19 protein-coding genes are annotated in these 22,950 nt (G+C 53.2%); 9 read left to right on the plus strand and 10 right to left on the minus strand.

The window, feature by feature from the left end; all coding sequences use genetic code 11:
• A partial coding sequence (locus MUA00_RS17400; protein ID WP_271122610.1) for a hypothetical protein occupies positions 1 to 117 on the plus strand: 117 nt, incomplete at its 5' end.
• 41 nt (positions 118 to 158) lie between these two features.
• Here the strand turns inward: MUA00_RS17400 and MUA00_RS17405 are convergent.
• From MUA00_RS17405 to MUA00_RS17430, 6 genes are all read right to left on the minus strand, one after another.
• Positions 159 to 2,336 carry a TonB-dependent siderophore receptor gene (locus tag MUA00_RS17405; RefSeq protein ID WP_271124263.1) on the minus strand — a complete coding sequence of 726 codons (2,178 nt, stop codon included), beginning with the start codon at positions 2,334 to 2,336 and terminating at the stop codon, positions 159 to 161.
• 234 nt (positions 2,337 to 2,570) lie between these two features.
• Positions 2,571 to 4,307, minus strand: coding sequence for an alpha,alpha-trehalase (locus tag MUA00_RS17410; RefSeq protein ID WP_271124264.1), 1,737 nt, complete (start codon positions 4,305 to 4,307; stop codon positions 2,571 to 2,573).
• 140 nt (positions 4,308 to 4,447) lie between these two features.
• Positions 4,448 to 5,836, minus strand: a complete 1,389-nt coding sequence (locus tag MUA00_RS17415; protein ID WP_271124265.1) for a serine/threonine protein kinase — start codon at positions 5,834 to 5,836, stop codon at positions 4,448 to 4,450.
• A gap of 39 nt (positions 5,837 to 5,875) precedes the next feature.
• The gene (locus MUA00_RS17420) at positions 5,876 to 6,826 is read right to left on the minus strand and encodes a hypothetical protein (protein WP_271124266.1); all 951 of its coding nucleotides are present in this window, start codon (positions 6,824 to 6,826) and stop codon (positions 5,876 to 5,878) included.
• 135 nt (positions 6,827 to 6,961) lie between these two features.
• Positions 6,962 to 7,462 carry an SH3 domain-containing protein gene (locus MUA00_RS17425; protein WP_271124267.1) on the minus strand — a complete coding sequence of 167 codons (501 nt, stop codon included), beginning with the start codon at positions 7,460 to 7,462 and terminating at the stop codon, positions 6,962 to 6,964.
• 209 nt (positions 7,463 to 7,671) lie between these two features.
• Entirely contained in the window at positions 7,672 to 7,932 is a 261-nt protein-coding gene (locus MUA00_RS17430) for a hypothetical protein (protein ID WP_271124268.1), read from the minus strand.
• 464 nt (positions 7,933 to 8,396) lie between these two features.
• Between MUA00_RS17430 and MUA00_RS17435 the strand changes: the two genes are divergently transcribed.
• The 5 genes from MUA00_RS17435 (at position 8,397) to MUA00_RS17455 (ending at position 14,870) form a co-directional block, all read left to right on the plus strand.
• On the plus strand, positions 8,397 to 9,782 hold the full coding sequence (locus MUA00_RS17435; RefSeq protein WP_271124269.1) for a diaminobutyrate--2-oxoglutarate transaminase: 1,386 nt from the start codon (positions 8,397 to 8,399) through the stop codon (positions 9,780 to 9,782).
• An 18-nt stretch (positions 9,783 to 9,800) separates the two neighbouring features.
• Positions 9,801 to 11,273: a pyridoxal phosphate-dependent decarboxylase family protein gene (locus tag MUA00_RS17440; protein ID WP_271124270.1), complete on the plus strand. Its 1,473-nt coding sequence runs from the start codon at positions 9,801 to 9,803 to the stop codon at positions 11,271 to 11,273.
• Between the two features lie 276 nt (positions 11,274 to 11,549).
• Positions 11,550 to 12,299, plus strand: coding sequence for a phage antirepressor KilAC domain-containing protein (locus MUA00_RS17445; RefSeq protein ID WP_271124271.1), 750 nt, complete (start codon positions 11,550 to 11,552; stop codon positions 12,297 to 12,299).
• A 202-nt stretch (positions 12,300 to 12,501) separates the two neighbouring features.
• Complete coding sequence (locus MUA00_RS17450; RefSeq protein ID WP_271124272.1) at positions 12,502 to 13,293, plus strand: OBAP family protein; 792 nt, start codon at positions 12,502 to 12,504, stop codon at positions 13,291 to 13,293.
• A 350-nt stretch (positions 13,294 to 13,643) separates the two neighbouring features.
• A complete protein-coding gene (locus tag MUA00_RS17455) occupies positions 13,644 to 14,870 on the plus strand; it encodes a zinc-dependent alcohol dehydrogenase (RefSeq protein ID WP_271124273.1) in 1,227 nt (408 codons plus the stop codon).
• A gap of 160 nt (positions 14,871 to 15,030) precedes the next feature.
• On the opposite strand, the gene MUA00_RS17460 is transcribed toward MUA00_RS17455, so the two are convergent.
• The 3 genes from MUA00_RS17460 to pth form a co-directional block, all read right to left on the minus strand.
• Entirely contained in the window at positions 15,031 to 16,827 is a 1,797-nt protein-coding gene (locus tag MUA00_RS17460) for a thiamine pyrophosphate-requiring protein (protein WP_271124274.1), read from the minus strand.
• Positions 16,828 to 17,087: 260 nt separating this feature from the next.
• On the minus strand, positions 17,088 to 18,182 hold the full coding sequence (ychF, locus tag MUA00_RS17465) for a redox-regulated ATPase YchF (protein WP_271124275.1): 1,095 nt from the start codon (positions 18,180 to 18,182) through the stop codon (positions 17,088 to 17,090).
• Positions 18,183 to 18,318: 136 nt separating this feature from the next.
• On the minus strand, positions 18,319 to 18,903 hold the full coding sequence (gene pth / locus MUA00_RS17470) for an aminoacyl-tRNA hydrolase (protein ID WP_271124276.1): 585 nt from the start codon (positions 18,901 to 18,903) through the stop codon (positions 18,319 to 18,321).
• A gap of 276 nt (positions 18,904 to 19,179) precedes the next feature.
• On the opposite strand from pth, the gene ychH reads away from it, so the two are divergent.
• The 3 genes from ychH (at position 19,180) to MUA00_RS17485 (ending at position 20,882) form a co-directional block, all read left to right on the plus strand.
• Positions 19,180 to 19,458: a stress-induced protein YchH gene (ychH, locus tag MUA00_RS17475; protein WP_271124277.1), complete on the plus strand. Its 279-nt coding sequence runs from the start codon at positions 19,180 to 19,182 to the stop codon at positions 19,456 to 19,458.
• A 350-nt stretch (positions 19,459 to 19,808) separates the two neighbouring features.
• Positions 19,809 to 20,327 (plus strand): hypothetical protein, encoded by a 519-nt coding sequence (locus MUA00_RS17480; RefSeq protein ID WP_271124278.1) that lies wholly within the window; start codon positions 19,809 to 19,811, stop codon positions 20,325 to 20,327.
• A 27-nt stretch (positions 20,328 to 20,354) separates the two neighbouring features.
• On the plus strand, positions 20,355 to 20,882 hold the full coding sequence (locus MUA00_RS17485) for a DUF5384 family protein (RefSeq protein WP_271125001.1): 528 nt from the start codon (positions 20,355 to 20,357) through the stop codon (positions 20,880 to 20,882).
• Between the two features lie 349 nt (positions 20,883 to 21,231).
• Here the strand turns inward: MUA00_RS17485 and dauA are convergent, their stop codons facing one another.
• Entirely contained in the window at positions 21,232 to 22,938 is a 1,707-nt protein-coding gene (dauA, locus tag MUA00_RS17490; protein WP_408639722.1) for a C4-dicarboxylic acid transporter DauA, read from the minus strand.
• Positions 22,939 to 22,950: the final 12 nt, after the last annotated feature.

Genomic DNA, 22,950 nt, shown 5'->3' on the forward strand with positions numbered 1-22,950 from the left:
GCGCAGATGGTGAAGCTACCGATAAGAAGGGAAAGAGCGTTCCCGAGAGTGGTGAAAGAGAGGCCCTGGAAATACCCAAAACCTCAGAAGAAAACAGCCAGTCAGTTGCTTAACTGACTGGCATTACCCCTTTCGGGGCCGTTTTTCGTTTTAGCCGATCAAAAATCGTAACCCACGGTGGCGATAACGGAACGCTCAGCGCCCCAGTAGCAATAACCGGTGCCATAGCAGCCAGCAACGTAATCACGGCCGGTCAGGTTAGTTGCGTTAACCTGTACGAATGCGCCTTTCAGCGCTGGCGTCCACGCGCCCATATCGGCACGAACCATGGCATCAAGCAGCGTGGCGGAAGGTACGCGCAGCGTATTTTCGTTATCCGCCCACTGTTTACCGATGTAGCGCACGCCTGCGCCCATGCTGATGCCAAAGTCCGCTTTGAACATCCCCCACACGCTTGCCATTTGATCCGGCGTTACGTATGGCGTGTTGCCATCGTTTCCGTCAATCGCGTCTTTAAAGCGCACTTTGTTCCAGGTATAGCCCGCGATTGTCGAGAAGCGATCGTTCCACTGCGAACGTGCTTCGAGTTCAACGCCCTGAGAATGTACTTTACCTGCCGGTTCGAAGTAGCTGCCCTGCACGTTACGGTTGCCCACATCTTTCTGAGTCAAATCATAAAGTGCGACGCTATACATATCGGCGCTGCCAATCGGCTGGTATTTCACCCCCGCTTCATACTGTTCGGCGGTCGTTGGTTTCAGCAGTTTGCCATCCGCTCCCGACAGCACCTGCGGCGTAATCGCCTGGCTGTAGCTGACGTATGGCGAGACACCGTTCTGGAACGCATACAATAAGGATGCGCGGCCGCTGAAGTGGTCGTCAGTACGGTTATCGGTCACGTCGCTTTCGACGGCTGGCGCAACAAGATGGCTTTTGGTGACGATATGGTCGTAACGACCCGACAGCGTCATATGCCACTGATTCCATTTCATATCATCCTGCAGATAGACGCCGCTTTGCTCGTACTGGCGCTTGCCGGATTTTGTCAGCAGACCCTGATTGATGGTGGAATAGGTTGGGTCACGGGGATCGTAGTACCAGAAACCGCCCGGGCCGCCAGATTGCCCCGTCCACGGATTAAGGTTGGTCGTATAAGCAGAATCGTCGGACAGGGTGTTAGTGTACTTATGGAATTCACCGCCCAGCACGACCTTGTGTTCCAGCTCGCCGGTTGCGAAATCCGCTTCCAGTTGGTTATCAATTGCCCAGGCGTCAAGTGACGACGTTTCGCCGCTGTAATAGCGCAGCAGTTCATTGTGCGCCGCGTCGGCCCAGCCAATCTGGTAAGCCTGTTTCAGGTCAACGTTCGAGTGGGTGTAGCTCGCATTGGAGCGGAACGCCCACACATCGTTGAAACTGTGCGCAAATTCGTAGCTGTAAATCTGCTGGTGGCGTTTGAACTCGTCGTTACCCGGCTCGACGTCAGAAAAACCGGTGCTGAGCTTACGACCGGTGCTGGAATAAATGCTGCCATCGCCCGGTACGGAGCCGTGGAAACCGCCGGAGGGATCTTTTTCCAGATACGCGCGCAGCAGCAGGGATGTGTTTTCATCAGGCTGCCAGAGGACGGAGGGGGAAATTGCGTAGCGTTCTTCACGGGTGTGTTCGTACTGAGTATCGGTATTTTTGGTCATACCGGTAAGGCGCCAGGCCCATTCGTCGTTTATCGCATTGGTGTAATCGAACGCGGTGCCGTTGGTATTGTTATTGCCGTACTGGGCGCGGACATGGCCTTCTTCGACAAACTGAGGACGCTTGGACGTTTCCATCACCAGACCGCCGGGAATGGTTTGCCCGTAAAGCGCTGAAGACGGCCCTTTGATGACGTCGATACGCTCCAGGAACCACGGATCGATCTGCACCACGTTATAGCTGCCGCTGTCACTCATCAGGCGTAGCCCGTCAAGGAAGGTGTTGTTTACATCGCCGCCGTGAAAACCGCGCAGGGCAACGGTGTCATAACGGGTTGCGCCTCCGGCAAAGCCGGTGAAAGCGCCCGGCGTGTAATTCAGCGCGCTGTTTACGGTCATCGCGCCCTGATCTTCAATTTGCTGGCGTGTTACGACGGAAACGGATTGAGCGGTAGTAATAAGAGGCTCATCGGTTTTAGTGGCGCCACGGCTGATTGGCGCCGTGTAACCCTGAGTTTGACTGGTGGAAGTTTCCGGTGGTTTGGCTGTGACGACAACCGTGTCTTCCGCTATAACGTATGCCGGAGCGGCAAGTGCAAGCGCGCAGAGTAAAGCGGAACGCTTTACGGTGAATGCCAGTTTCATCTTATTATTTCCCGTGAAGGTATAGTTGTAATCACAAACGGACGCTGTCGGCCATCAGGCCCTTAAAGCATCTGAGGGTGCCACTGTATTTTGAATGCGAATTATTATCGTTATTGTTGGCGGTTTCAAGTGCGGATTCTGGCAGGAAAGGCAGTGAACAGGGCGGGTAAGCCCAGGGCTACCCGCCAGGAGAAATGTTGCGGATGGCGCTGATGCGCAACCCGCCGTGGGCGATTATTGAACAGCAGAAGGTTGCGGCGTTTCCTGAGCTTTATCGGGCGTTGTGGATGTAGCCGGTCCAGGCGTTGCCGAAGGGAGTTTATCCGGCGTTGAATCGCAAGGTTTCTCGCTGCCGCAGAGCATATCGAGCATTTTTAGCGTCACGCCGTTGGTCCAGCCGAAGCCATCCTGCAGCGGATATTCGCCGCCTCCGCCGCCTGTACCCGTGCTCGACACATCATATTTTTCCACCAGTTTTTTCTCGCGGTTATAGGTGTGCTGAACGTTGGTCAGGAAGCGCCAGGTGACCTCCATTGCCAGGTCTTTATGTCCATAATTCTGCAAACCTTCGGTAGCGACCCATTGCAGTGGGGCCCAGCCGTTTGGCGCATCCCACTGCTGGCCCGTTTTCACATTGGTGGTCGCCAGCCCGCCGGCTTTAAGCAATTGCGTGCGGGTGACCGTGGCCATTTTATCCGCGCGATCTTTTGATGCCGCATGCACATAAAGCGGGAACAATGCCGCTGCGGTTAGCTGGCTTCGCACGGCGTTACGTTTCAAATCGTAATCCGCATACCAGCCCTCTTTGGCATTCCACATGTTCGCTTCAATGGCTTTCTGGCGCGCCTCTGCAAGCTGCTGGTATTCCTTAGCCGCCGCGTCGTCTTTTACCACGCTGCTGGCTCGCGCCAGCGTTTTCTCTAGCTGATACATCAGCGCGTTCAAATCTACCGGCGCGATTGAGGTGGTGCGAATAGAGCCTAACTGGTTAGGATCGTCCATCCAGCGCGAACTAAAATCCCAGCCCGATGCGGCACCGGCGCGTAAATCACGATAAATCTCCGTAGCCGGGCGATTCGGGTTATTTTTCGCCGTGGTCACGTCGTCAAGCCAGGATTCGGTACGCGGCGTATCGCGATCGTCCCAGTAACGGTTGAGAACCGAACCGTCTTTAAGCTTCACCACGCGCTTATTTGCCTGGCCTTGCGACAGGCTATCGCTGCCTTCCATCCAGTAAGCGTACTCTTTTTTTAGCTGCGGCAAATACTTACTGTAGACCTCATCGCCGTTATGGCTGGCGAGCAGTTCGACCATAAAGGAGAAAAACGGCGGCTGTGAGCGGCTCAAATAATAGCTGCGGTTGCCGTTGGGGATATGGCCCCAGGTGTCAATTTCACTGGCGAAGTTATCGGTCATGTCCTGCACTTTGTCCCAGTGTCCGCTCTCAGCAAGTCCCATCATGGTGAAATAGCTGTCCCAGTAATAAACTTCGCGGAAACGGCCGCCGGGCACGACATAGGGTTTTGGCAGCGGCAGCAGAGAATCCCATTTGCCCGCGCTATCGGTCGTGCGTGTCAGCACGGGCCATAAACCATCAATATGTTCACGCAGCGTTTGCCCTTCAGGCGGAACGTATTTTTCGCCCTCTTTCGGCAACACAAAATTCACCTGGACGAAATGCTTCAGGTCAAAGCTGGACTGGCTGCGCTGCATCCGGTAATCCGCCAGAATCATCAGCGGGTCGCTTTTCGGGACCGCATCGGCAAATGTTTTCTGGTCGGGGAAAAGCTTCGCGGTTTGCACATCGGTGAACAACGGGCCGAGTAGCGCGTCCGGCGGCTGCGGCTGGGTACGGATTTGCGGGTTGTCGTCTGCGGTGGCGGGAAGAGTGAAAGTAACGAAGGCGCAGCCCAGCGCCATCTGAATAGCAAGCAGCAGCGTTCGTGGACGGCGCAAAACAGGATTTATCATCTATTGTTCTCCTTTACAGGATCGCAGCCAAAGTTTACTGCGATCAACCATATGAAAACCTTAGACGAATTTGAACCAGCCTGTGTGCAGGATGTAGCAAAATTGGCGAAAGCAGATAAATTACCGTCGCCACTTCAGGTTTATTGTTGCGGATTTAAAAGCCAGGTGCCGGGTTTATCAACGGCGACCGTTACGCTGCGCGACTGGCTTTGATTACGCAGCGTAATTTCATATTTTCCCGCAGGGAGTTGCAGAATGCCGTAGCCGTTGGTGGTGGGGACATTTTTTTGCGGTTTGCCGTTCACTTCCATTTCTTCGCCGTCGTTAATATGAATATAAACGCGGGCAATCAGGCCATTTGCCGCAGCGGCGGCAGGTGCTGGCGCTGCGTCGGCTTTACTCTTCGCAGCCGTAGTTTCGCCTGCCGCGATGTGTTCATCAGCAGGCGTTTGCGGCGCCCGGCCAAAGATGAGCGCGCCAACAATAATGCCCGCCACAACGCCCGCTGCAATCTGCAACGGGGATTTGTAGCGTTTCCAGAAGGGCAGTGCGCCTGCGTCAGCTTCTTCTTCCTCTACCGCCACCAGCATTGTACCGGGCTTTTTGGCGCCTGATAATTCGCCGATATCGCCCAACGGGATCTCTGCCAGAGCGGCAAATTCTGCGATAGATTGCGGACGGTCTTCGGGCTTGAGCGCCAGCGCACGGTCAACCGCCAGCAGCAAACTTTGCGAATAACCATTTGGCTGCGTTTGGGCAAGAGGAACGCAGGTATCCTGAATGCTACGAGCCACGCTTGCCTGCGGACTGGTGCCGGTGATTAGCGTATAGAGCACGGCGCCTAACGCATAAATATCTGTCCACGGACCAAGCTGGTTTTCCAGGTCTTCCGTGTACTGTTCGAGCGGGGCGAAGCCCGGATGCAGCAGCGTTTTGCTTTCATCGCTTATGCCGTTGACGCCCCGGCGCGAGGCGGCAAAGTTAAGCAGTAACGGAATGCCGTTGTCCTGAATCTGAACGCTTTTTAGCGACAGGTCGCGATGAATATAATCGCCCTCATGAAGTGCTGCGAGCGCGCTGCACAACATGGGCAGCATGCGCCGTATCCAGGCTTCATCAATGATATCCGGCTGCTGCTGATGCAGTTCCGCAAGCGTAATGCCGCTATAAAACAGCGTGGCGGTATAGGCGGTTTCGTTCAGCGTCCAGAAGCGTAAAACCTGCAACAAATTCGGATGGTTGAAATGGGCAAGCTGGCGCGCTTCCTGAATAAAACTGTTCAGGCCTGCATTAAACGCGGTGCTATCCTGCTTGCTGCGCAGAACCAAGCGCATATTATCGCTGCGGACCGTCAGCGCCCGCGGCATAAACTCACGGATGGCAATCGGGCGTTCAAGCTGATGATCCCAGGCGCGGTAGATAATACCGGCGTTGGTCGAATCAATGACTTCCTGAATTTCAAACTCGTCGAAACGATAACCCGGCGGCAGAGCGTCGGGGATCCTCGGGGTGTAATCGTTATCTGTCATGATTGCTTTCTCTGCTCGAAAATTGACGAATATTCAGGGTTATTTCTGGGCACGCCAGGCGCCGACTGCCGGATCGCGCAATTGCGGATGCAGGGAATCAATCAATAACAGCGTTATGGTAGTGTCGGGCTCAAGCCAGCCGGCCCAGACATTGCGCACCTCGTTAAGACGGTCCTGCAAGCGGGATTCATCAAGCGCCATTTCCCTTGGAACTTCAACGGCAATCGTGCCGCTGGCCTGCCAGCCGTTCAGCTCAGGTTTATAAGGCAGAATCATCCAGCTTTGTGGGGCATGTTCCGTGCTGACCACCATACGTTCATTATTCAGGCCGGTAATAAGCAGGCTGTCCGCATTGGCTTTGCTGTTTAATCCGCTGACCGGGAAACCGTGTACGAAGGTCATTTCAAGGCGTTTTTCGCCGTTTTTGCCGCTCTGGACGATTTCGCTGCGCCCGTTGAGCCAGCCGCCTTTTTCACATTTGCCATCAGGGATAAAGAGGGCGGAAGTGTTTGCGTCCCCCTGCCAGAAAGTGCGCAGATGGCATCCATCCTGAAGGGTGAATTCCTGCCACGGCGTGCGATCAGCCGGCGGCGACATCTCTTCGGCGCGTTCAGCCGAGTTTGCTACGCCCGCAACGACAGGCGCGATGGTCACCGCCCAGTCGTTGTTTTTCGACGAGGTACCGTAGGCCAGCGTATCGCCCTGGCTGTCTTCCATCCGCCAGCTAACGCTTTCGATTTTTTCGCACTGATTTTCCAGCAGGGTGCCAAGACGCGGCATAAAGGTATTCAGTAAGGCGGGATTTTTATCACCGTTGGCGACAATACGCAGCGCAAGTGCTGTATCGCACCAGCTCTGCGGGGAGTTGTTTTTGATGTTATCTATCCAGACATCCAGCTTCTGCGAAGGGGATTGTACAATACGATAGTTCCCTGCCAACACGGTTGTAGATGCCAGTAGCAGTGCCACACCAGAGAGCCAGAGTTTCATAAAATTCCTTGAAAGCCAAAGTGAATAATGATGAGCGGGGCGCCGCATCAATCAGAGGTTGTTGCCGGAAACGCCCCTATATTCTCATGGTAACTGATTGTTTTAAATATTTTCTTTTGTCTGAACCCTAACGGGTTAATCGATTATCCACGTGCCGCTATTGGCGTTCTGACAGGCTTTGCTGTCGTTATCGACGGCAACGCAGGTGGAAGCGGCTTTCTTCGCGGCACGGCGCGGACGAGGCCTGTCTTTCTTCAGCGTCTGGGCGTAAAGCTCGCTTTTAACCACGGCGCGCATCGGCACATAACCCAGCATTTCCTGTTGGTCCTGCTCGGCAATCGCAAGCCAGGAATGCTCTACCTGACCAAGTACCGTATAGGTCTGGCCATTTTCTAGCTGGCTTATGACCTTACCGCCGAAATCCGGTTTGCTCATAATGGAGCCGGGATAGAGCGCCCGATAGCTGGCGTTGATCGGCGTGAATTCGCTCGGCGCGGCTACCGCGTAACGGTGGGTGAGCGTCACACCGTTAATTTCGCTGGTGACCAGGGTATCGTCCGTCATTTTCGGGGGTGGTGCTTTACATCCAACTACGCTTGTGACCACAAGTAGGGCTAACAAATTTCGCAATTTCATCGTGACTTTCCCTGAAAAAATGGTTTAAACCCGACTGCCGTGGAGCGCCAGTGCCGCAGAGGAAAAAATAGTCCATGGAGTGGGAAACGCCCATGTCCATTTTACCTTTTGAGCAGGAAACGTCCTGGTCCGGAATAGCAAAATGATTCGCATGGGGTAAGCATAGTAGCCGTGATTTTACATAGCCTGAATAACAATTCAATGGCGAGTTAAGCCGCAGGCACCATTAAACGAAGCGGCCATAAAAGAAGAAGGGGGGCAGCCGCCGCAGCTTTCAGGTTATGCACAAGCACCAGCGTGCTGGAAAAAAAGAAATTAACAAACAGATTAATCTTAACCTGCTGAATTAAAGTTAGAAATCTCGCCTGCGGGCGCAGCAGGCTCGTTGCGTCGGGAAAGAAAGGGAGCTGACAGGATTTACCTGAGGTTAATCTTAAATCAAATTTAATCCCACACGGGCCGGATTTCATTGTTGCCGGCGTTAACGAAGCGCTATTTTATTGGCCTGTTTATATCCGCTCCGATAATAAATTTTTGAATAAACGTCCTGTATGAGAATAAAGTTCGTAAGCCGCGCAGATAAAATACCCCGTTTTAAAATCGGCTTATCGCTATTAAATAACATGCATTCAATATACGTGATTTCGTAATTTTAACCGTTCCCTGCTGGAAAGCCTGAAGGAGCAACGGCTTGCCAATACACCGCCTTGCATGTGTAGAATTAACGACTGCAAAATCCATGTTTAGCGGAATAAAAATCTTATTTGCATATAACTTGCTGATATTTAATCAAAAATATAAACGCTTTCTGACGAAATAAATTATTGAGTAGCGGGCTAAAAAAACCTATATTGGCCGCGTTTTTCGCAGGCCCTTACTTTTCTTTTAATTATTCAACTGCGGTGCGACTCATGACCCCAGTTGTAGGAGTGATATGATGACGGATAAAGTCCGTATTGATACTTTAGGTGCAAATTCATTACAGGGAAACAACGAAACTTATTTAGCCAGACAGGCTGAATTTGAATCGAATGTCAGGAGCTACCCACGCAAACTGCCACTGGCTATCGCAAAAGCCGAAGGCGTTTGGATAACAGACGTTGAGAATAATCAGTATCTTGACTGCCTGGCGGGAGCCGGAACCCTGGCTCTTGGGCATAATCATCCTGACATGCTGAAAAGCATCCAAAATGTCATTACCAGCGGCTTGCCGTTACATACACTGGATCTGACAACGCCGTTGAAAGATCGCTTCTCCGAATATCTTCTCTCTTTATTACCCGGTCAGGGTAAAGAGTATTGCCTGCAGTTTACCGGTCCATCCGGTGCTGATGCGGTTGAAGCCGCGTTAAAGCTTGCTAAAAAATACACGGGTCGTTCAGGCGTTATCAGCTTCTCTGGCGGCTATCACGGCATGACCCACGGCGCGCTGTCGGTTACCGGCAACTTATCGCCGAAAGAAGCGGTCGACGGCATGATGCCGGAAGTGCAGTTTATGCCTTATCCGCATCTGTACCGCTGCCCGCTGGGCATTGGCGGCGAGGCAGGCGTCAAGGCGCTGACTTATTACTTCGAAAACCTGATTAACGACGTTGAAAGCGGCGTGCGCAAACCTGCGGCCGTCATCCTTGAAGCGGTTCAGGGTGAAGGCGGCGTAAACCCGGCTCCTGCCGAGTGGCTGCAGCGCATTCGTAAAGTTACCCAGGAACACGGCATTCTGCTGATCGTCGATGAGGTTCAGGCAGGCTTCGCGCGTACCGGTAAATTCTTCGCCTTCGAACACGCGGGCATTGAGCCGGACATCATCGTGATGTCAAAAGCCGTTGGCGGCGGTTTACCGCTGGCCGTGTTGGGCATCAAAAAGCAGTTCGACGCCTGGGAACCTGGCCACCATACCGGCACCTTCCGTGGTAACCAGCTTGCGATGGCGACCGGTCTTACGACGCTGCAGCATCTGAAAGAAAACAATATTGCGGACAAAGTGGCCGCGCAGGGTGAATGGCTGAAAGGCAAGCTGGCCGAGCTGCAAAAACGTTATCCGGTTATCGGTCACGTTCGCGGTCTGGGCTTAATGATCGGCATTGAAATCGTCAAGCCAAATGAAGCGCAGGATAGTATGGGCTGCTACCCGGCGGATGCCGAGCTGTCCGCTCTGCTGCAGAAAAAATGCTTCCAGGCCGGGCTGATTCTGGAGCGCGGCGGCCGTAACGGCTGCGTGCTACGTCTGCTGCCTTCGTTGCTCATCACCAACGATGAGTTAAATATTTTCCTGGATAAATTTGAACAGGCCCTGTTAGCGGCTGGCATCAAACCTGTCTGAATGGAGCGAATTATCGCAATGTCCGAGTTAAACCCGATTCTGGCGGCCTCAGCGCAAAGCACCGAGGCATACCAGCAGGCGATTGCACAAAGCAGCCAGGCCGTGGTGCAGTGGTTACAGCAACCTGAAATGTATCAGGGGAAAACCGTTGCCGAACTGCGTGAACGCATCAAGCTTGATTTTAATCCGCAGGGCCTGGGCAACCAGGCGGCAATTGAACGCGCGATTGAATACTTCTTAAAGGACAGCCTGTCGGTGCATCACCCGCAGTGCGTCGCGCATCTGCATTGCCCGAGCCTGGTGATAAGCCAGGCCGCGGAAGTGCTGATTAACGCCACCAACCAGAGCATGGACTCCTGGGATCAAAGCCCGTCTGCGACCATTATCGAGATGAAGCTTATCGAATGGCTGCGCGCTCAGGTGGGTTATCAGCCGGGTGACGCGGGCGTGTTCACCAGCGGTGGCACCCAGAGTAACCTGATGGGGCTTATGCTGGCGCGTGACGCTTTCTTTGCCCGTCAGGGACACTCTATCCAGCAGGATGGCCTGACAGGTAACCTGAAGAAGATTAAAGTCTTATGTTCTGAAAATGCCCATTTCTCGGTGCAGAAGAACATGGCTTTGCTTGGCCTGGGTTATCAGTCCGTTACGCTTGTGAAAACCGATCGGTTTGCGCGTATGGATCTGAACGATTTAACCGAAAAACTGGCGCAGGCCCAGGCCAATGGCGAGCAGATCCTTGCGATTGTGGCAACAGCGGGCACGACAGACGCTGGCGCAATTGACCCTCTGCGTGCGATTGCGACGCTTGCGGCCGAACACGATATCTGGGTGCACGTTGATGCGGCGTGGGGCGGGGCGTTACTGCTTTCTGAGAAGTACCGCGACTACCTGGATGGCTTTGAACTGGTGGATTCCATTACCCTGGACTTCCATAAGCAATTCTTCCAGACCATCAGTTGCGGCGCGTTCCTGCTAAAAGAAGCCCGTCATTATGAGCTGATGCGCTATCAGGCGGCTTACCTGAACTCAGAGTTCGACGAAGCTCAGGGCGTGCCGAATCTGGTGTCTAAATCTCTGCAAACCACCCGCCGCTTTGATGCGTTAAAACTGTGGATGGGCCTGGAAGCGTTAGGTCAGAAGCAATATGCCGCGATTATCGATAGCGGTGTAAGCCTGGCCCAGGAAGTAGCGCATTACATCATGGAGCAAAGCGCTCTGGAACTGGTGATGCAGCCGCAACTGGCAAGCGTTCTGTTCCGCTATCGTCCTGTTGAATGGACGGCTGCGGGCAATGACGAAATCGCGTTGTTAAACCAAAAAATTGGCGATGCCTTGCTGGAATCCGGGCGTGCAAACGTCGGGGTGACCGAGTTTGATGGCGTAACCTGTCTGAAGTTGACGTTGCTAAACCCAACGGTCAGCCTGGAAGACATTAAGGTCCTGCTGGCGCTGGTGGATAAAACAGCGCAGCAATTGCTGAGTGCGTAACTCGTCTTAATCTGGCCTCAGAAAATGAAAAGCCGGTAACATTTTGTGTTATCGGCTTTTTTATTGCCCCTGCCAAAATATCTCACCCAGCTTACCGGCGAACAATTCGCCAGGCTAATACGGGCCTTTCCCATGCGCCAGCGCATCGGCGTAAAAATAAAAGCACCCATTTCAAAGCGTTGCCATTGCTCAAAAAAAATACTGGATATTTAAACAGGTCTTTGTATACTATTTCTTCGAAAGGTTATTCGTTAATAGTACTGGTTAGGGGGAAATATGGTGATTCCATTGGAAAGTTTAAGTTCGCACGATCGGTCTCCCATAATGAGCAGTCGTGAAATCGCCAGCTTGACGGGCATCGCTCATAAAGAAGTGAAGCGTATGGTCAAAAGCCTGGAAACGGCGCAGCGCCTGTCGCAGTCGGTCACAACTAACCAGTATGAGCAAGAAGGTGAGATGCGGCAGGAATTTTTGCTAAATAAGCGAGACTCACTGCTGACCGTTGCGAGCGTATCGCCGGGCTTTACGGTAGAAGTGCTGGATCGCTGGCAGGAACGTGAAAAGAGCATCGGCCTGCCAGACTTTACTAATCCAGCGGTTGCGGCGCATGCGTGGGCCGAGCAGTATGAAAAACGCCAGCGGGCAGAGGAGCAGCTTGCTCTTATTGCCCCGAAGGCAGAATTTTTTGACTGGTACGTTAAGGTCAATGACTCGCTTGGTTTTCGCCAGCTTTGTAAAATGCTGAAGGTGAAAGAGCCGGAGTTCCGACAGTTTTTGCTGGAGCGCAACATCATGACCCGCGCAAGCGGCGTTCTGATGCCTGCACAATCTTATATTCAGGCAGGCTATTTTACCGTTCATAGCGGTACCGGCGAGAACAAGCGTACCTGGGCTCAGGCGCGCTTTACCGCACGCGGCGTCAAGTGGATCGCTGACCTTTGGGTAAAACACCTCTCCACGCAGCCGGTGGATGTACGGCCTCCCGAACGTGGTGAGAATGTCGCCGCAGGCCGTAGCTGGTTTTAGTCTCAGAGCTAACGCCTCAAACAAAAACGGCTTTCCGCAGGGAAGGCCGTTTTTTATAAGGTTTATTTGTCTTTCTGAATCAACAGGCGATCTTATAAACCAACAACAGCTATTTTTGAGCAAACCCTATAGGGAGAATTTCTACTGCTGAATCTCCAGGAGTGTACTAAGTTCAGTGCTGTTGCTATGACGTGGAGAGCGAATGAAACCATTATCTCTTTTAATCTTAACAAGCCTGGCGTTGACGGGCTGCGGCGCGAATAATACCCCTCCGAAAACGCCAGTTCCTGGTGAAAAAACTTCTGCCCAAATGCGCACCCTTGAAACCGGCGCGCAGATTATCCAGTCCCGTCCGCCTGTTGATGCAATAAGCGCGTATCTTGACGGTTTCCATTTTTATAACGGCGATAAAAATGGCCAGATGGAAGCCCATCACTACGTAACGGTGCTCAATGACGAAGTCATGCAGGCAGTGATTTACGACAGCAATACAAAAGATGCCCGGCTGATGGGCGTCGAATACATTATTAGCGAACGTCTGTTTAACACGCTGCCGCCGGAGGAAAAAAAACTTTGGCACAGCCATCGGTATGAAGTGAAGTCCGGCAGTCTGGCCGCGCCTGGCTTGCCTGCTGCGGCCGACAAAGCGTTGATGAGCAAGATTGTTAATACTTATGGAAAAACCTGGCATATCTGGCATACCGATCGCGATAAGACTCTGCCGCTTGGCATTCCGGCGCTGATGATGGGCTTTACCGGGGAAGGGCAGCTTGACCCGGCCCTACTGGCGGACAGAGATCGTCGGCTTGATGTGAATACGTCGGCCATCAAAGGTGAGCGTGAGGATTTGGTGGCGCATCCTGTTGCCGAAGGGGCCGATGCATGGCAGCGCGGCGAGGTTATCCAACTCAGACGGGTGCACGGCTCTGGTGAGCATGCTCAAGGAGAAACCGCTCATTTCGGAACATCGGAGCAAACCAGAAAAGCAAATTAATGCATTCCGGGGAAAAGCATGAAAGTTATCTCCTCAACTGCGCTTGCATGTGTCCGCCGGGCGTTGCGCGCTATCGTGGTGTCAGTAAAGTTGGACTCGTACATCTGGTCTGTCATGGGTGGAAGCTGGCTTCGGACGGGACGATATATGCCTGCCAGGCCGCTTAATTGGCACCTGATATGGACATGTTTCCTTACGTATTCCTGCCGCTGACGGCCACCAGGCAGGGGGCTGTCGCCCACAGTCCATTCGATCGCTGACTATACTTTTTCCTCTCTGAGTTAATCCGGCTGTCATAGCGGGCATGAACAGCCCGCTATGCGGCCCTTGTGTATCACTGAGGAGACAGTATGAAAGCTCTCGTCTGGCACGCTATCGGCGATATCCGTCTTGATGAGGTCGCCGAGCCGCAGATTGAACAACCCACCGATGCGGTTATTCGCCTTACCGCCTCGGCGATTTGCGGCACCGATCTTCATTTTATTCGCGGCACCTTCAGCGACATGAAGGAGGGCACTATTCTCGGCCATGAAGGCGTCGGCATTATCGAGCAACTGGGCGATCGGGTGCGGAATTTCGATATCGGCGATCGAGTGGTGGTCTGCTCCACGCTCTCCTGCGGCTACTGTCCACCCTGCCGCAGCGGCAATACCGCCCAGTGCGATAATGCCAACCCGAACGGCCCGCAGGCCGGTACCTGCTTTTTTGGCGGCCCGCAAGCTACCGGCCCGATCGATGGGTTACAGGCGGAAAAAGCGCGTATCCCCTTTGCCGCTAATACGCTGGTGAAGGTGCCGGAGGGCGTCAGCGATGAACAGGCGATTCTAATCAGCGATATTTTCCCCACCGGCTGGTTCGGCGCGGAAATGGCGGGAATCAAACGCGGAGAGACCGTGGCGGTGTTTGGTTGCGGTCCGGTCGGCCAGTTTGCTATCGCCAGCGCGCTGTTAATGGGGGCCGGGCGGGTAATCGCTATCGATCCGCAGGAAGATCGGCTGGCGATGGCGCGTCGACAGGGCGCTTTCACCGTCAATTTTGAGAAAGAAGATCCGCTGGAGGCCATCAAAACATTTACCGGCGGCATGGGTGTCGATATCGCCATCGACGCCGTGGGAGTTGATAGCCAGCACGCCCATCATGGCCCGGCGGCGAAACAGGCCGAACAGAAAAAGGAGCAATATCGCAAGGAAGTACAACAGGTGGCGCCGGAAAATTCTGAGCATCAGCATGTGCGCAATGGAAACTGGGTCCCGGGCGACGCCCCGACTCAGGCGCTGGAATGGGCGATTCAGGCGCTGAAAAAAGCGGGTACGCTGAGCATTATCGGCGTTTACCCTCCCGCCGCGCAGACTTTCCCTATCGGTATGGCGATGAATAAAAACCTGACCATGAAGATGGGCAATTGCAACCACCACGCCATTATCCCGCATCTGCTGGAACTGGTGCGCATGGGCGCAATCGATCCGACTCAGGTACTGACCCAGGTAGAGCCGTTATCCGATGTAGTCTCCGCCTATGAAAGCTTTGATAAGCGCAAGCCTGGCTGGATCAAGACTGAGCTGCTGCCGTCGCAATAATAAAGCGCCATTCGGGGCTGGAGGCTTATCGCGCCCGTCCTTAAACTCTGGCTTTACAACCTTTCCCGCCCGTTAATCATGAGGTGAACGGGCGTTTTATTTCCTTATTTTTGGCCTGACGATCGGGATTCCAGCTTGTTATGCCTGACCATGGTTGACGTCACGATTTTTTCCCGGGCAATATCTCATTCACAATCTGACTTGCGGTGTCGACGAAAATTTTCCCGGCGGAGCGATCTCCTTTAGCCATTGAAGCCATAAAGGCTTTCGCCTGTTTCAGGGTGATATGCGGCGGCAGCGGCGCAACCTCTGGATCGGTTTTTACTTCCAGCACCACCGGACGGTCGGCCGTTAACGCTTCTTGCCAGGCGCTCTGCAACTGCTGCGGATCGTCAACGGAAATGCCTTTTAGTCCCAGCGACTGCGCGAACCGGGCATAGCCGACATCGGGGATTTCCTGGGTCGTCTCGAAACGCGGATTGCCCTCCATCACCCGCTGCTCCCAGGTGACCTGATTAAGATCCTGATTGTTGAATACACAAACAATCAAACGCGGGTCGCTCCAGCCCTGCCAGTATTTCTGAATGGTGATAAGCTCCGCCATATTGTTCATCTGCATCGCTCCGTCTCCCACCAGCGCCACCACCACTTTTTGCGGGTAGGCGAATTTGGCGGCGATGGCGTAAGGCACCGCCGCGCCCATGCAGGCAAGGCCGCCGGACAGTGAGGCGCGTTGTCCCTGCTTTACCTTATAATCCCGGGCGAACCAGTTGGCGCAGGAGCCGGAATCGGAGGTGACGATTGCGTCATCCGGCAGCAGCGGCGACATTTCCCACACCACACGCTGAGGATTGACCGGTTTGGCCTCGGCCATCGCTCGCTCCTCCAGCGTCTGCCACCACTCTTTGACGCCCAGGGCGATCTCTTCCTGCCAGCTACGATCGGTTTTATGGTCTAACAGCGGCAGCAGGGCGCGCAGGGTTTCCGCCGCGTCGCCATGCAGGTTGACTTCAACCGGGTAGCGCAGCCCAAGCATCGCCGGATCGATATCCACCTGCACGGCACGGGCCTGTCCCTCTTTCGGCAGGAATTCTGTCCAGGGAAAACCAGTGCCGATCATCAACAGGGTGTCGCAATTCATCATCATGTCATAAGACGGCTTTGTGCCCAGCAAACCAATCGAGCCGGTAACAAAAGGCGCATCGTCCGGCAGCACATCCTTGCCCAGCAGCGCTTTTGCCACGCCAGCGCCGAGAACGTTGGCCAGTTGCACAACCTCCAGCGCCGCGCTGCGCGCTCCGGCCCCCACCAGAATCGCCACTTTCTTTCCGGCGTTAAGGACATCCGCCGCCCGTTGAAGATCCGCTTTATAAGGCACTATTTGCGGCCGTTGATATCCCGTTCCCGAATGGGTAAAGCCATGAGTATGCGGCGGCGCCTGCCAGGGTTCGTCCTGGATGTCCTTCGGCAATACCAGTACCGTCACGCCGTTCTGCGCCACTGCGATACGCACGCCGCGATCCACCAGATGCCGTAACTGGCTGGGCGAGCCTACCTCCTGCACAAAGTTCGCCACATCAGCGAAAACGCGATCGAGGTTTAATTCCTGCTGATAACTCGCACCGCGCGCGGTCACTTCCGCCTGACCGGCGATCGCCAGTACCGGCGAGTGGTCAAGCTTAGCGTCATACAGCCCGGTCAGCAGATGGGTGGCACCGGGGCCACCGGTAGAGAGACACACCCCCAGTTCGCCGGTGAACTTGGCATGACCCGCCGCCATAAAAGCCGCCATCTCTTCATGACGCACCTGAATAAACTCAATGCCTTCGCCCGCTTTGTTAGCGCGTTGTAAGGCGCCGAGTACGCCATTGATGCCATCGCCAGGATAACCATAGATCCGGGTGACGCCCCAGGCTTTCAGGCGCTCAATGAAAAAGTCGCTGGTCATTTTCGTCATCATTTTCCCCTAACCGAAAAAAGTAAACCGTCGTTAAGGATAGTTCGCAATTAACAGGCTATGTGGAGAAAGCCGCGGCGCGGTCTTCAGGAAAGGGAATAAGCGAGGCGCTTATACAGCCAATGGCGCTCATTTCAGGTGATGCTTATCTGAAACCGCGAGAGAGGTTATAAAAAGAAAAATCCACGCAATTGCGTGGATTTTATTAGATTTCCGATCTTCATGAGATACGTTGCGAACTCATGAGACAACAGTAACGATTAAACGTTGAACAGGAAGTTCATCACATCGCCATCTTTCACGATGTAGTCTTTGCCTTCCGCACGCATTTTGCCCGCTTCTTTCGCGCCTTGTTCACCTTTGTAGGTAATGAAGTCTTCATAAGCGATGGTTTGCGCGCGGATGAAGCCTTTCTCGAAATCGGTGTGGATTTTACCGGCTGCCTGCGGAGCGGTTGCGCCAACCGGAATGGTCCATGCACGAACTTCTTTCACGCCAGCGGTGAAATAGGTTTGCAGGTTCAGCAGTTCATAACCGGCGCGAATAACGCGGTTAAGGCCCGGCTCTTCCAGACCCAGCTCCGCCATGAATTCGTCACGATCTGCATCGTCCAGCTCAGCGATATCAGATTCAACGGCTGCGCAAACGGCAACAACCACAGAACCTTCGCCGGCGGCGATTTCACGCACTTTGTCCAGGTAAGGGTTATTCTCGAAACCGTCTTCATTAACGTTCGCGATGTACATGGTTGGTTTGAGCGTCAGGAAGCTCAGGTACCTGATAGCGGCCTTGTCTTCATCTGTCAGGGATTTCAGCGCGCGCAGCATGCCCGCGTTTTCAAGATGCGGCAGGCATTTTTCCAGCGCGGCCAGTTCAGCTTTTGCGTCTTTATCGCCGCCTTTGGCTTTCTTCTGCACGCGATGAATGGCGCGTTCGCAGGTATCCAGATCGGATAACGCAAGCTCGGTATTGATAACGTCGATATCATCCGCCGGATCGACTTTGTTGTTCACGTGGATGATGTTGTCGTTCTCAAAGCAACGCACTACGTGGCCGATAGCTTCGGTTTCGCGGATGTTGGTCAGGAACTGGTTACCCAGGCCTTCACCTTTGGAAGCGCCTTTTACCAGGCCTGCGATATCCACGAATTCCATGGTGGTAGGCAGAATGCGCTGTGGTTTTACGATTTCGGCAAGCTTATCCAGACGTGGGTCCGGCATTGGCACGACGCCGGTGTTCGGCTCGATGGTGCAAAACGGGAAGTTAGCAGCTTCGATTCCCGCTTTGGTGAGCGCGTTGAACAGAGTGGATTTACCGACGTTCGGCAAGCCGACGATACCGCATTTGAATCCCATGGTTTAAATCACCTTAATTGCTTGATAATCAAAGAGTTGATGTTAACTCAATGAAAAAATGTAGATAACTTTGCCTATTATACACGTAAACCGTTTATAACGGGCGGGAAATAGGCTCAGACGGCCCCCGCAGGGCTTACTGCGCCTTGAAAGCATGCAGACGATTAGTAGCTTTAGTCAGCCCTTCTTTAAGCCAGACTTCTGTGCAGCGCGCCGCTTCGTCTACCGCTTCATCAATCAGTTTTTGTTCGCTAAGCGGCGGTTTGCCAAGGACAAAGCCCACAACTTTGTTTTTATCGCCCGGATGGCCGATACCGACGCGTAAGCGGTGAAAGTTAGGGTTATTGCCCAGCTTGTTGATGATGTCTTTCAGGCCGTTGTGCCCGCCGTGCCCGCCGCCGAGCTTAAACTTTGCCACGCCCGGCGGCAGATCCAGCTCATCATGGGCTACCAGAATTTCATCCGGCGCAATACGGAAGAAGGTCGCCATAGCGCTTACGGCTTTGCCGCTCAGGTTCATAAACGTGGTCGGCACCAGCAGGCGAACATCCTCACCGGCAAGGCTAATGCGCGCGGTATAACCGAAGAATTTCGCTTCTTCTTTCAACGACTGGTTATGGCGTTCGGCCAGTAAATCAACATACCAGGCTCCGGCGTTATGGCGAGTCGCCGCGTATTCCGCACCCGGATTTGCCAGGCCGACAATCAATTTAATACTCACGTTTCATTTCCTGAAAAGCAGACTCAAGCCGCGTAGTTTACTGTGCTGTCAGCTTGATGACAAAGCGCAATGCGTTGGTCGACGAACTATTGAATAGTTCAATAGCTGAATCATTAGAATTTCATGCTATTCAGCAGCTTATTTGTAAGTTTTTGTCATACTTTCATTCGTAATTGTGATCGCTGGCGCACATATTTGCGGGGGGTGTTGTCTATACTTTACACACAAGGAAAGGGGATATTCCCCGCCGACCCAGGAACCATCCGGAGGTGACAGATGAAACGCAAAAACGCTTCGTTACTCGGTAATATTCTCATGGGGTTGGGGCTAGTCGTCATGGTGGGTGGTGTGGGTTATTCCATTTTGAACCAGCTACCTCAATTTGATTTCCCGCAGTATTTTGCTCACGGCGCCATTTTAAGCATTTTTGTCGGCGCAGTGCTTTGGCTTGCCGGCGCGCGAGCAGGCGGACGCGAACAGGTTTGCGACAGGTATTGGTGGGTGCGCCACTATGACAAACGTTGTCGCCGCGATGAACACCACCATCATAGCTAAGTATGCAATAAGCGAAAAAAGCTCCGCATTTGACGGAGCTTTTTTATTTCAGGCAGTACAAAAGCGTTAACGCCGCATTGATTTAAAAATGAACACGCTCGCGTGCTATAAGCCATAGTCCCCAAAAGAATTTGATTGTTCCTTATTTAAACCTGTCAATACATATCATTTGAGATTTATCTTAATTTAAAGTACTGTTGCCTGCCTGTTGCAGAAGTGCATCCAGTTTGCATTAAATCTATTTTTTAATAACGCACAGTAATTATGTTTCTGATGGATGATTTCCCCACGGGAGTTAACCCAGACTGGTACTGACTGTATTTTATTATTGTTAACGATGGGGTTTTGAAATGAATTCGGCTACAAAAAAAATTGCTGCAATTGTCTTTGCTTCTGTGGCTCTTGCCGGTTGTGCAGACAATGCGGATAAATATGCTGCGGATGTTTATCAGGTTGGTCAACTTAATTCTAAGCAGGAAACTAAAACGGTTAATATTATTTCAATCCTGCCGGCCAAAGTTGCGGTGGATAACACCGCCAATAAAAATACCGCTCGTAATATGGGGGCCGTCGTAGGCGCGCTGGCAGGTGCGGTTGTTGGTTTCAATACCGGCTCAAATTCTACGCTTAACGCCGTGGCGGGCGGCGCGGGCGGCGGCGTGGTTGGCTCAATGGCCAGCGCTGGCGTTAAAGATACCGTAATGGTTGATGCAGTTTCTCTGACTTATAAAGAAGATACTAAAGTTTTCACTTCGACACAGGTGGGTAAAGCTTGCCAGTTCTCCACCGGTCTGGCGGTCGTTATCACAACCAAGGCGGACGAAACCCGTATTCAACCCAATACCACTTGCCCGGCGGAAAAATCATAATTGTTGTCAATGGATAAAAGAATGACCATGAAAATAATGATTATTGCTTCTGTTTTGGCCGCTGTTTGCTTCAATGCTTCCGCAAATTCCCTGCAATCGCAAATTGCAAGCGTAGCCCAGGCTGAACAATCCGGAAAAGCAGCCGAACAACGCCAGGCTGATGCATGGCAGGCCGAACAGGATCGCGCTATTCGCGCTGAAGAGAATCGTCGTGCTAATGCGGCGGCCGCGGCACGTAAGCACGCAGCGGCTGTAGAGGCTCGACGAGCCAAAGCCAACGCAGAGGCGCTCGCTGATAAAAAGCGCGACCAGTCTTTTGATGACGAATTGCGTAATCTTGAATTGCAGCGTCAAAAGCTGGCGCTTAAGCGTGAAGAAGCTCGCGTTAATCGTGAGAACGAGTATATCGACCAGGAGCTTCGTGCAAAATCCGCTGAAAGTGAAGTGACCAGGTCTCGGGCTGAAGCCAATCGCAACGTGTCTGAAGGACAGAAAAGCCTGCTTACCAGCGAAGGCGAAGCTCGCATTAAAAAAGAATCCAGTTGGTTTAATTAATCCATTTAATCTCAACAAAATAATCTCGCCGCGTGCGGGATTATTTTGTTGTAAGACAATACCTGTCATGTTTGTTTTTTGACCAGGTTCCCCTCGGGAAATCTGATTATTAACTTTGTCTTTAATATTCCTTATGCGCTGTAAATTTAACTTTGGGCGATTTTATGCGTTATGGATAAATCCAGCCGTAGGTATCTGGAATGCCGTTATCAACATTGACGGAAGACGGCATATAAAAAATTGCGTATGTAAAAGTAAAGCGCAATGTACTGGTTGGGCTTCAAATTTAATTAAAGTGTCAGCACATTGCGTCTTCGCGGAATTTATAAAGTATTCAGCGGAGCTTTTTTCAGGCCTCAAGCGCGGACTGCACATCAGGGAAGAAAGCCAGGCGCCCGGGTATGGGTTTTACGCCTGCGCGGGCAAGCGTTCTTAACGGCTGGAACTCCAGATTTGTGACGCGCAGTTCACAACCTTCCGGCAGTTTTTCCACAAAGCGGCTAAACGCATCAAGCCCACCGGCATCAAGGACCGGAACGGCATCCCATTGCAGAATAATGATGTGGTTTTGTTCTACGCGCAGACTTAAGTCGGTAAACAACCCGTCCGCTGCGGCAAAGAACAGCGGGCCGGTGACGCGTAGCGCCAGCACGCCTTTCGGCGTCGTGATATTCAGCGGCGCAAGCCTTGTCATTCTTGCGATGCGGCGCATAAACAGCAGTGAAGCCAGCACGATCCCGACGCTAATAGCAATGACCATATCGAACAGCACGGTCAGCGACATACAAATCAGCATCACGATGATGTCATCTTTCGGCGCACGCCTGAGCAGGTCGATAACTTTGTGCGCCTCGCTCATGTTCCATGCGACCATCAGCAGCAGGGCGGCCATGGCGGAAAGCGGCAGCCAGGAAAGCAGTGGAGCCAGCACCAGCAGCGCCATAATCACCAGCAGCGAGTGGATAATGGCTGCAACAGGGGAAGTCGCGCCAGCTCGCACGTTCGCAGCCGAGCGGGCTATGGCTGCCGTAGCGGTAATCCCACCAAAGAAAGGCGCGATAATATTGCCCAGCCCCTGGCCGATGAGTTCGCCGTTAGCGTTGTGTTTAGTGCCGGTCATGCCGTCAAGAACTACAGCGCAAAGCAGGGATTCAATCGCGCCAAGCATCGCCATGGAAAACGCGGCGGGCAGAAGGGCGGTGAGAGAATCCCAGCTCAGGGTAAAGTTTGAGTCAGGAATGTTCCACGGCAGCATCAACTGCGGCAGAAGCTGGGGTATACCGTTGCCCTGGGTACCATCTGCCAGAATATAGTGGAAGCGGGAGCCGATGGTGGCGACATCCCCGCCGATTAAATGCACGATGCCCATTACGGCGCAACCCGCCAGTAGCGCAGGTAAATGGCCTGGTAACCGAATGCCCAGACGCGGCCAAAGAACTAACACGACGAGCGTCACAACGCCAATCGCGGCGTCGCCAAAATTCAGGGTCGGCATGGCCATCGCCAGCGCGGCGACTTTATTCAGATAGTGTTCCGGCACGTGCTCAAGCTGCAGGCCAAAGAAATCTTTCACCTGCATGGTGGCGATGGTGATCCCAATCCCTGAAGTAAAACCGAGCGTCACGGACAGCGGAATATATTCGATTAGGCGACCAAAGCGCGCCAGGCCAAACAGGATAAGAAACAATCCGGACATTAGCGTGGCGATAAGCAAACCCGCCAGGCCGAACTGTTGGGCAACCGGGTAAAGAATTACCACAAAAGCGGCGGTTGGGCCGGAAACGCTGTAGCGCGAACCGCCGCTCAGCGCAATGACTATCCCGGCAACCGCCGCGGTGTAGAGTCCATATTGCGGCGCCACGCCGCTGCCGATAGCCAAAGCCATCGCCAGAGGAATAGCGATAATCCCGACGGTAATACCGGCGATTGCATCGCGGCTAAAACGGGCAAAGGTATATTTTTCGCGCCAGCAGGCGTCTATCAGGGCGCGAAAAGGCATAACAGGAGAAGATACGTTTTTCACAATGATTCCATCCGTGAGCGCATCATCTGTCATCAATGGCAGGTG

The sequence above is a fragment of the Dryocola boscaweniae genome (assembly GCF_025215095.1).
GTDB classification, from domain to species: Bacteria; Pseudomonadota; Gammaproteobacteria; order Enterobacterales; family Enterobacteriaceae; genus Dryocola; species Dryocola boscaweniae.

What these genes read in the sequence shown, in the direction of transcription:
- MUA00_RS17440 (WP_271124270.1), top strand. Translation starts at nt 9,801, where the DNA reads ATGTCCGAGTTAAACCCGATTCTGGCGGCCTCAGCGCAAAGCACCGAG.
- MUA00_RS17480 (WP_271124278.1), top strand. Translation starts at nt 19,809, where the DNA reads ATGAATTCGGCTACAAAAAAAATTGCTGCAATTGTCTTTGCTTCTGTG.
- MUA00_RS17435 (WP_271124269.1), top strand. Translation starts at nt 8,397, where the DNA reads ATGATGACGGATAAAGTCCGTATTGATACTTTAGGTGCAAATTCATTA.
- MUA00_RS17405 (WP_271124263.1), bottom strand. Translation starts at nt 2,336, where the DNA reads ATGAAACTGGCATTCACCGTAAAGCGTTCCGCTTTACTCTGCGCGCTT.
- MUA00_RS17445 (WP_271124271.1), top strand. Translation starts at nt 11,550, where the DNA reads ATGGTGATTCCATTGGAAAGTTTAAGTTCGCACGATCGGTCTCCCATA.
- MUA00_RS17425 (WP_271124267.1), bottom strand. Translation starts at nt 7,462, where the DNA reads ATGAAATTGCGAAATTTGTTAGCCCTACTTGTGGTCACAAGCGTAGTT.
- MUA00_RS17415 (WP_271124265.1), bottom strand. Translation starts at nt 5,836, where the DNA reads ATGACAGATAACGATTACACCCCGAGGATCCCCGACGCTCTGCCGCCG.
- MUA00_RS17450 (WP_271124272.1), top strand. Translation starts at nt 12,502, where the DNA reads ATGAAACCATTATCTCTTTTAATCTTAACAAGCCTGGCGTTGACGGGC.
- MUA00_RS17430 (WP_271124268.1), bottom strand. Translation starts at nt 7,932, where the DNA reads ATGAAATCCGGCCCGTGTGGGATTAAATTTGATTTAAGATTAACCTCA.
- ychH (WP_271124277.1), top strand. Translation starts at nt 19,180, where the DNA reads ATGAAACGCAAAAACGCTTCGTTACTCGGTAATATTCTCATGGGGTTG.
- ychF (WP_271124275.1), bottom strand. Translation starts at nt 18,182, where the DNA reads ATGGGATTCAAATGCGGTATCGTCGGCTTGCCGAACGTCGGTAAATCC.
- MUA00_RS17460 (WP_271124274.1), bottom strand. Translation starts at nt 16,827, where the DNA reads ATGACGAAAATGACCAGCGACTTTTTCATTGAGCGCCTGAAAGCCTGG.
- MUA00_RS17455 (WP_271124273.1), top strand. Translation starts at nt 13,644, where the DNA reads ATGAAAGCTCTCGTCTGGCACGCTATCGGCGATATCCGTCTTGATGAG.
- dauA (WP_408639722.1), bottom strand. Translation starts at nt 22,938, where the DNA reads ATGACAGATGATGCGCTCACGGATGGAATCATTGTGAAAAACGTATCT.
- MUA00_RS17410 (WP_271124264.1), bottom strand. Translation starts at nt 4,307, where the DNA reads ATGATAAATCCTGTTTTGCGCCGTCCACGAACGCTGCTGCTTGCTATT.
- MUA00_RS17485 (WP_271125001.1), top strand. Translation starts at nt 20,355, where the DNA reads ATGAAAATAATGATTATTGCTTCTGTTTTGGCCGCTGTTTGCTTCAAT.
- MUA00_RS17420 (WP_271124266.1), bottom strand. Translation starts at nt 6,826, where the DNA reads ATGAAACTCTGGCTCTCTGGTGTGGCACTGCTACTGGCATCTACAACC.